Raw genomic sequence first — 5,874 nt, 5'->3', positions numbered from 1 at the left:
ACCGGTTCGGGCTTCAGCACTACTGATGAAGCCGTTCCCGACAACGTCATTGCGGATATCAGCGCGCAGAACGGCATCACCGCCTCCGGCCGCATCTACGGACAAGTGTCAAAGGTGCAGGAATTCATCACCGAGGACTGGTACCGTAAGAATTGGGGGCAATGGAATTCACCGGAAACCCTCGACCTAATGGTGGCGGACGCCGAGCAGGGGCCGGACGGGCTGCTGGCCGACCGCGCCCAGCTTTACGGCATGGAGGACTTCCCGCTCTCCAAGCTGACCGTGCTGGACGGCGACCTGTCCGCACTCTCCGACCCCACCGCCAACGCGGTCGCGGCGGTCTATACGGATGACGACTACGGCGATGTAAGGGAGCAGTCCCACTGGGCCAAGGTGGGCGACAAGGTGCATCTGCGCTATGTGGAAGAGGTGGAGTATTTCTACACCGACACCGGCGAAATCATCCCGCCCGACCAGTTGAATGCGGCTTACAACGGTGAGCGCGGCTTCGGCGAGCGCGCCAAGGCCTATCGGGATGCGGAATACACGGTTGTCGCTGCGGTACTCATCCCCAGCTCGCTTGACTACCGCTATTACGGCGCCGACCAGTTTGTGATGGGCGCCGGGCAGTTTAGGCAGGATACCCAAACAGATTCGGTGATGACCTATGTGTTCGACACCGAGGATGATGCCGCCGACACGATGGAGGCCTTCCTTGCCAATTATACTGAAAATGTACAGCCGCTATTTGACTACGAGAGCAAAAAGACCTATCAGGCTGAATTTGACAGCATGCGCACCATGTTCCTCACGCTGGGCGGCGCGCTCAGCCTGATTATCGGGCTGGTGGGCGTGCTCAACTTCCTAAACGCCGTGCTCACCGGCATCATCACCCGCAGGCATGAATTTGCGGTATTGCAGGCCATCGGCATGACCGGCAGGCAGCTCAAGCGCATGCTGATGCTGGAAGGGCTGTATTACACCCTGCTCGCGCTCGGCCTGAGCCTGCTCATCAGCGTAGTGGCTGGGCCGCTGATCGGCGCAGGCTGCGCCAATATCTTCTGGTTCTTCACTTACCGGTTCACCATTCTGCCGCTTGCCCTGCTGCTGCCGTTTTTCCTGCTGCTGGGGCTGCTGATTCCGCTGGCCGCGTACCGCAGCACCGCGCGGCAGAGCGTGGTGGAGCGCCTGCGCACCGAGGAATAACATGTGCGCTTTCCCTTTGCCGCCTGCCGATTGACATTTATCCGCCGGTGTGGTATCTTCAAGCTATCAAACCGAATTGCAGAGGGGATGTAAAACATGGCCATTCATCGTATTACCGCCGTCTATTTCAGCCCAACCGGAAACGCCCGCACGGCCGCGCGGTGCGCCGCCCAGTCTCTTGGCGCGCAGCTGGAGGCCCCTGTGGCCGAGCTGGACATCACGCCGCCGGCCGCGCGTCAGCAGCAGTATGCCTTTACGGAAAACGATCTTGTGCTGTTTTCCCTGCCGGTTTATGCAGGGCGGCTGCCAAACAAAATCCTGCCCTGCATCCAGAGCTGCTTTACCGGCGGCGGCGCACAGGCCGTGCTGCTGTGCAGCTATGGCAACCGCAGCTTTGGCGACGCGCTGACCGAGCTGCGCGACGAGGTGACAGCGCACGGCTTTCTTCCGATTGCCGCAGCCGCACTGGTTTCCGAGCATGCTTTTGCCCAGGCGCTTGCATCCGGCCGGCCGGATGCGGACGACCTTGCCGCAATTGCTGATTTTGCCCGCCGCACCGCGCAAAAGGCAGCGGCAGCCTCCGCACACACGCCGCTTGACGTGCCGGGCAGCAGCCCCGCAGGGCCGTATTACACGCCGCTTGGCATGGACGGCGCGCCGGCCAAATTCCTCAAGGCCAAGCCTGTGACCGACGCGGCGCGCTGTACCCGCTGCGGCGCCTGTGTAACCGCCTGCCCAATGGGCTCCATTGACGCGGACTGCATCACCGTTTCCGGTATATGCATCAAGTGCCAGGCATGCATCAAAACCTGTCCCGAGCAGGCCAAATTCTTTGAAGACGCCGCTTTCTTATCGCACAGGGAAATGCTGCTGACGCACTACACCGCCAGAAAAGAAAATCAGTTCTTCCTGTAAACGAAAAAGCAGGAGGCAAGCGTATCGCTTTGCCTCCTGTTTTTTTATTTTGCATCACGCACAAATTTGACGGCGCTGAGTCCTGCCTGCGCACCATCCGCAACGGCGCGGGCCACCTGCAGCAAGCCGCCTGTGCAGTCCCCTGCGGCAAACAGGCCTGGCACGTTGGTCGCCATGCGTTCATCCACGCGGACGCGCGTTCCCTCGGTCTCTGCGCCCAGCTTGCGCGCCAGTTCGGCGCTGCCTGCCGTGCCGTAGGCAAGGAACACCCCGCTGACCGCAAGCGCGCCGCCATCCGCAAATTCCGCTTTTTCCACCGTTTCGCCGCCCGCCACTGCGCGCACCGGACGGGTATCGACCGCAAGGCCTTCCGGCAGCACGGCGGGCGCTTCCGCGCCGTTGGTCAGCAGTGTTACAGCCCCTGCAACCGGCAGCAGCACCCGCGCTTCTTCCAGCGCATACTCGCCGTTTCCCAGCACAGCAACCGCCTTGCCGCGGTAAAAAAATGCATCGCATATTGCGCAGTAGCTGACCCCGCGCCCCTCAAAGGCCGCAACGCCCTCTATTTTCGGCACCGCGCGCGGCGCGCCCGTCGCCAGAATCACCGCATCCGCCGCATAATTGCCGGCCGTTGTATGCACCTGAAACCCCGTTTCCGCATACTCCACGCCCGTCACCTCAGCCTGCACCAGATGCGCGCCCAGCCGTGCGGCCTGCGCCCTGCCGCGCGCAAGCAATTCCGGGCCGGAAATCGCCTGCTCAAAGCCAAAATAATTTTCTATCTTTTCGGTTTTTTCCAGCGCACCGCCGTTTTGATACAGCACCACCGCCTGCATGTTGGCGCGCGCCGCATAAATTGCAGCGCTCAGCCCCGCCGGGCCGCCGCCAATGATTACAATAGACGCCATATTCCGTCTCCCCTTTCACTTTCCTGCCCACATTTCTCTGCGGTCTCCGCCGCTTTTCCTTTTTTCAGTATACCCATCCTGCGGAAACTTTGCAATAGCTGCGTAAATATGATACAATGGCAGACAGGAAGTGATTTTTACATGAAAACATTGCTGCATATCTGCTGCGCCCCCTGCTCCATCGTCTGCATTGACACGCTGCGGCAGGAGGGAATCGAGCCGGTCGGCTTCTGGTACAACCCCAATATTCACCCGATGAAAGAATATAAAATGCGCAAAAACACGCTGGTGGAATATGCGCGAAGCATCGGCCTTAAGCTGGAAATTGAAAACGAATACGGGCTGCGCCGCTTCATCCAGGGCATCTATCCGGATTTTGACCACCGCTGCGGCTTCTGCTATACGCTGCGTTTTGAGGAAACCGCGCGTTTTGCCGCCGAGCACGGATTTGACGCATTCACATCCACGCTTTTTGTCAGCCCCTATCAAAACCACGCGCTTATGCGCGAAACAGCTGAACGCGCCGCGGAAAAATACGGTGTGCAATACCTGCACCGCGATTTTTCCGTCCGTTTCCGCGAAGGACAGGACAAAGCGCGCGAGCTGGGGCTTTATATGCAGAAATACTGCGGTTGCGTTTTTTCCGAAGAGGACCGTTATAAAAAAAAGCCGAAAAAAACCAAACCGGCTGCGGAATAACTTTACAAAACGGTGGAAGCCTGTTATAATAGTTTTTGTACCCGCGCCCGTAGCTCAGCTGGATAGAGCGTTGGACTCCGACTCCAAAGGCCGTGCGTTCGAATCGCATCGGGCGTACCAGGACCGCCGCAAGCGTCAATCGCTTGCGGCGGTCTTTTTTGTATGCGCAATACGTTCTCTTCCGCGCTCTGCGCTCAGCCTCTTTCCGCCGCAAAATATTGCTCCAAAAGCGAAATAAACTGCCGCTCCGTCGGGTTGAGCGGCTCCCCCGCCCGCCGGACCAGCAGAAGCTCATTTACCGGCGCCGGTTCACTCTTTTTCTCCGGCAAAACAGGGAAAAACCGCAGCGTCGGATTTTTGAAACAGCCGATCGCCCATTTGGCGACAAATAATACCGCATCTGTTTCTGCCAAAAAGGCTTCGCATGCGCTGATTGTATTGAAGAAAACAACACGATTCAGATTGAAATGGTGCTGCGTTGAGCCAAAACACTTGTCTTCCTTTGCGCGCGGACCCATATCCAGCACAATACATGTGCTGTTTTCTGTTTCCGCCGTGCTGATAAATTCTTTTTCATAAAAAGGCGCTTTAGGCCCTGCGCAGGCATATACAGCGGCCCGCGCAAGCACCTGAATATCCAATCGTTTTGCTTCTGTATGCCACAGAAAAGTCTTGTCATCCGCGCTGCTTCTGACGAAAATACCAAGATCCACCGCCCCGCTCAGCACCTGCTCAATCACGCTGTTGCGGTCCGTTTCCACCAGGTTATAGTGAATATTTTTCTCCTGGTTCTGTTCATATATTTCCAGAAACAGCTGATAGACGAAGTCAACCTGCTGGGTGCCCACAAATAAGCGCGATTCGTGCGTCCCTTCCTCAGAAAGCGGAGCAAAGCGCTTTCTTAAAACATCGGAAGCGGTCAGCACCCCCTTTGCATAATGCACAAAATCCTTGCCGTCGTCTGTCAGCTCAATCCCCCTCGGCTTGCGCATGAAAATTTGAATGCCGTATTCCTTCTCCAGATGGGAGATGGATTTGGTCAGGCTGGGTTGGCTGATAAACAGCTGCTCTGCTGCCCTGGTAATGGACCCGCATTCGGCAATTTTCACAATATATTCCAGCTGTTGCAGCTGCATCTGTATCGCCCTCCACTTGCTGATTTGTTTGATTTCATCATATCGAAAATCAGCGCGCCTGTCAAACAAAAGCTTCCGATATGCCTTTTGGCTATATCCAGTGAATAGTATTTTGATATTTGTTAAGCATCGCAATCGGTGTTATATTGAAAACATGAAGAAGAAAAGCAGACATATTTGTACAAGATGCATAAAATTTTTGATGAAAATTTTATGTTCTCCCGAAACTGATATTCCTGTTTTTCATAACACAATGCGCATGTTCAGGACAGCGCTTGAATCAAAAGGAGGAGCACCCTGATGGCAGAAGAATTCTACGCAGTATATCCCAAGGACGCTTGGAAAGACCCCTCGTACCGGCTCATGGATAAGTTCTCGCTGAAGGGCAAGAAGGGCTTTGTCACCGGCGGCGGCGGCGGTATCGGCAGAAACACCGCGGCAGCCTGGGCTGAGGCTGGAGCAGATGTCGCACTGGTCGATATTCCCGCCTCCAAGGACCGGCTGGAGCCGCTCGCCAAGGAAATGTCCGAACGCTACGGCGTGAAGATTGTTCCGCTGTACTGCGACGTATCCGACGAAGAGCAGGTTAAGGCGCTCAAGGACGATTTGATCCGCGAGCTGGGCACGGTTGATTTTGCGCATATCAACGCAGGCGTCTGCCTGATGGGCGACGACGTTGACGTGCCGTACAGCACCTGGAAAAAGGTTATCGACATTGACCTGAACGGCGCGTTCATGACCGCACAGGTTGCGCAGCAGATCATGCGTGAGCACAATCACGGCGGCTCGATCATCATGACCTCTTCGCTCTCCGGCTACAACGCAAACTTTATCGGCGGCGGCCCGTCTCCGGTTTGCGCTTACGGCACTGCAAAGGCCGGCATCTCTCAGCTGGCGCGTTATATGGGCGCGGGACTTGCTCCTTACGGCATCCGCGTCAACACGATTTCCCCGGGCTATGTCTGGTCGGGCATTCACGAAGGCGTGATGGATAAGGCCGGACATGATAT

Annotated in this window: 6 protein-coding genes and 1 tRNA gene; 5 read left to right on the top strand and 2 right to left on the bottom strand. The window is 56.7% G+C overall.

Annotated features, from left to right (window positions below; genetic code table 11):
* Both ACOYIE_RS08580 and ACOYIE_RS08575 read left to right on the top strand, forming a co-directional pair.
* The coding region (locus ACOYIE_RS08580) for an ABC transporter permease (RefSeq protein ID WP_433412333.1) at positions 1-1,206 on the top strand (1,206 nt) is incomplete at its 5' end.
* 96 nt (positions 1,207-1,302) lie between these two features.
* Positions 1,303-2,121, top strand: coding sequence for an EFR1 family ferrodoxin (locus ACOYIE_RS08575; protein WP_433412331.1), 819 nt, complete (start codon positions 1,303-1,305; stop codon positions 2,119-2,121).
* Between the two features lie 44 nt (positions 2,122-2,165).
* Here ACOYIE_RS08575 and ACOYIE_RS08570 read toward each other — a convergent pair whose 3' ends face one another.
* Positions 2,166-3,029: an NAD(P)/FAD-dependent oxidoreductase gene (locus ACOYIE_RS08570; RefSeq protein ID WP_433412329.1), complete on the bottom strand. Its 864-nt coding sequence runs from the start codon at positions 3,027-3,029 to the stop codon at positions 2,166-2,168.
* A 141-nt stretch (positions 3,030-3,170) separates the two neighbouring features.
* Here ACOYIE_RS08570 and ACOYIE_RS08565 point away from each other — a divergent pair, with 141 nt between their 5' ends.
* Positions 3,171-3,728 (top strand): epoxyqueuosine reductase QueH, encoded by a 558-nt coding sequence (locus tag ACOYIE_RS08565; RefSeq protein WP_433412327.1) that lies wholly within the window; start codon positions 3,171-3,173, stop codon positions 3,726-3,728.
* A 43-nt stretch (positions 3,729-3,771) separates the two neighbouring features.
* A tRNA-Arg gene (locus tag ACOYIE_RS08560) sits at positions 3,772-3,848 on the top strand.
* A gap of 74 nt (positions 3,849-3,922) precedes the next feature.
* On the opposite strand, the gene ACOYIE_RS08555 is transcribed toward ACOYIE_RS08560, so the two are convergent.
* Positions 3,923-4,864, bottom strand: coding sequence for a LysR family transcriptional regulator (locus ACOYIE_RS08555; RefSeq protein WP_433412325.1), 942 nt, complete (start codon positions 4,862-4,864; stop codon positions 3,923-3,925).
* A 300-nt stretch (positions 4,865-5,164) separates the two neighbouring features.
* Between ACOYIE_RS08555 and ACOYIE_RS08550 the strand changes: the two genes are divergently transcribed.
* A partial coding sequence (locus ACOYIE_RS08550; protein ID WP_433412323.1) for an SDR family oxidoreductase occupies positions 5,165-5,874 on the top strand: 710 nt, incomplete at its 3' end.

This window comes from Agathobaculum sp., from assembly GCF_050946325.1.
Taxonomy (GTDB): domain Bacteria; phylum Bacillota; class Clostridia; order Oscillospirales; family Butyricicoccaceae; genus Agathobaculum.
This window is presented reverse-complemented; position numbering and strand designations above follow the sequence as displayed.

Bases quoted from the DNA above. Each gene is read 5' to 3' on its own strand.
- ACOYIE_RS08575 (WP_433412331.1), top strand. From the start codon at position 1,303: ATGGCCATTCATCGTATTACCGCCGTCTATTTCAGCCCAACCGGAAAC.
- ACOYIE_RS08570 (WP_433412329.1), bottom strand. From the start codon at position 3,029: ATGGCGTCTATTGTAATCATTGGCGGCGGCCCGGCGGGGCTGAGCGCT.
- ACOYIE_RS08555 (WP_433412325.1), bottom strand. From the start codon at position 4,864: ATGCAGCTGCAACAGCTGGAATATATTGTGAAAATTGCCGAATGCGGG.
- ACOYIE_RS08565 (WP_433412327.1), top strand. From the start codon at position 3,171: ATGAAAACATTGCTGCATATCTGCTGCGCCCCCTGCTCCATCGTCTGC.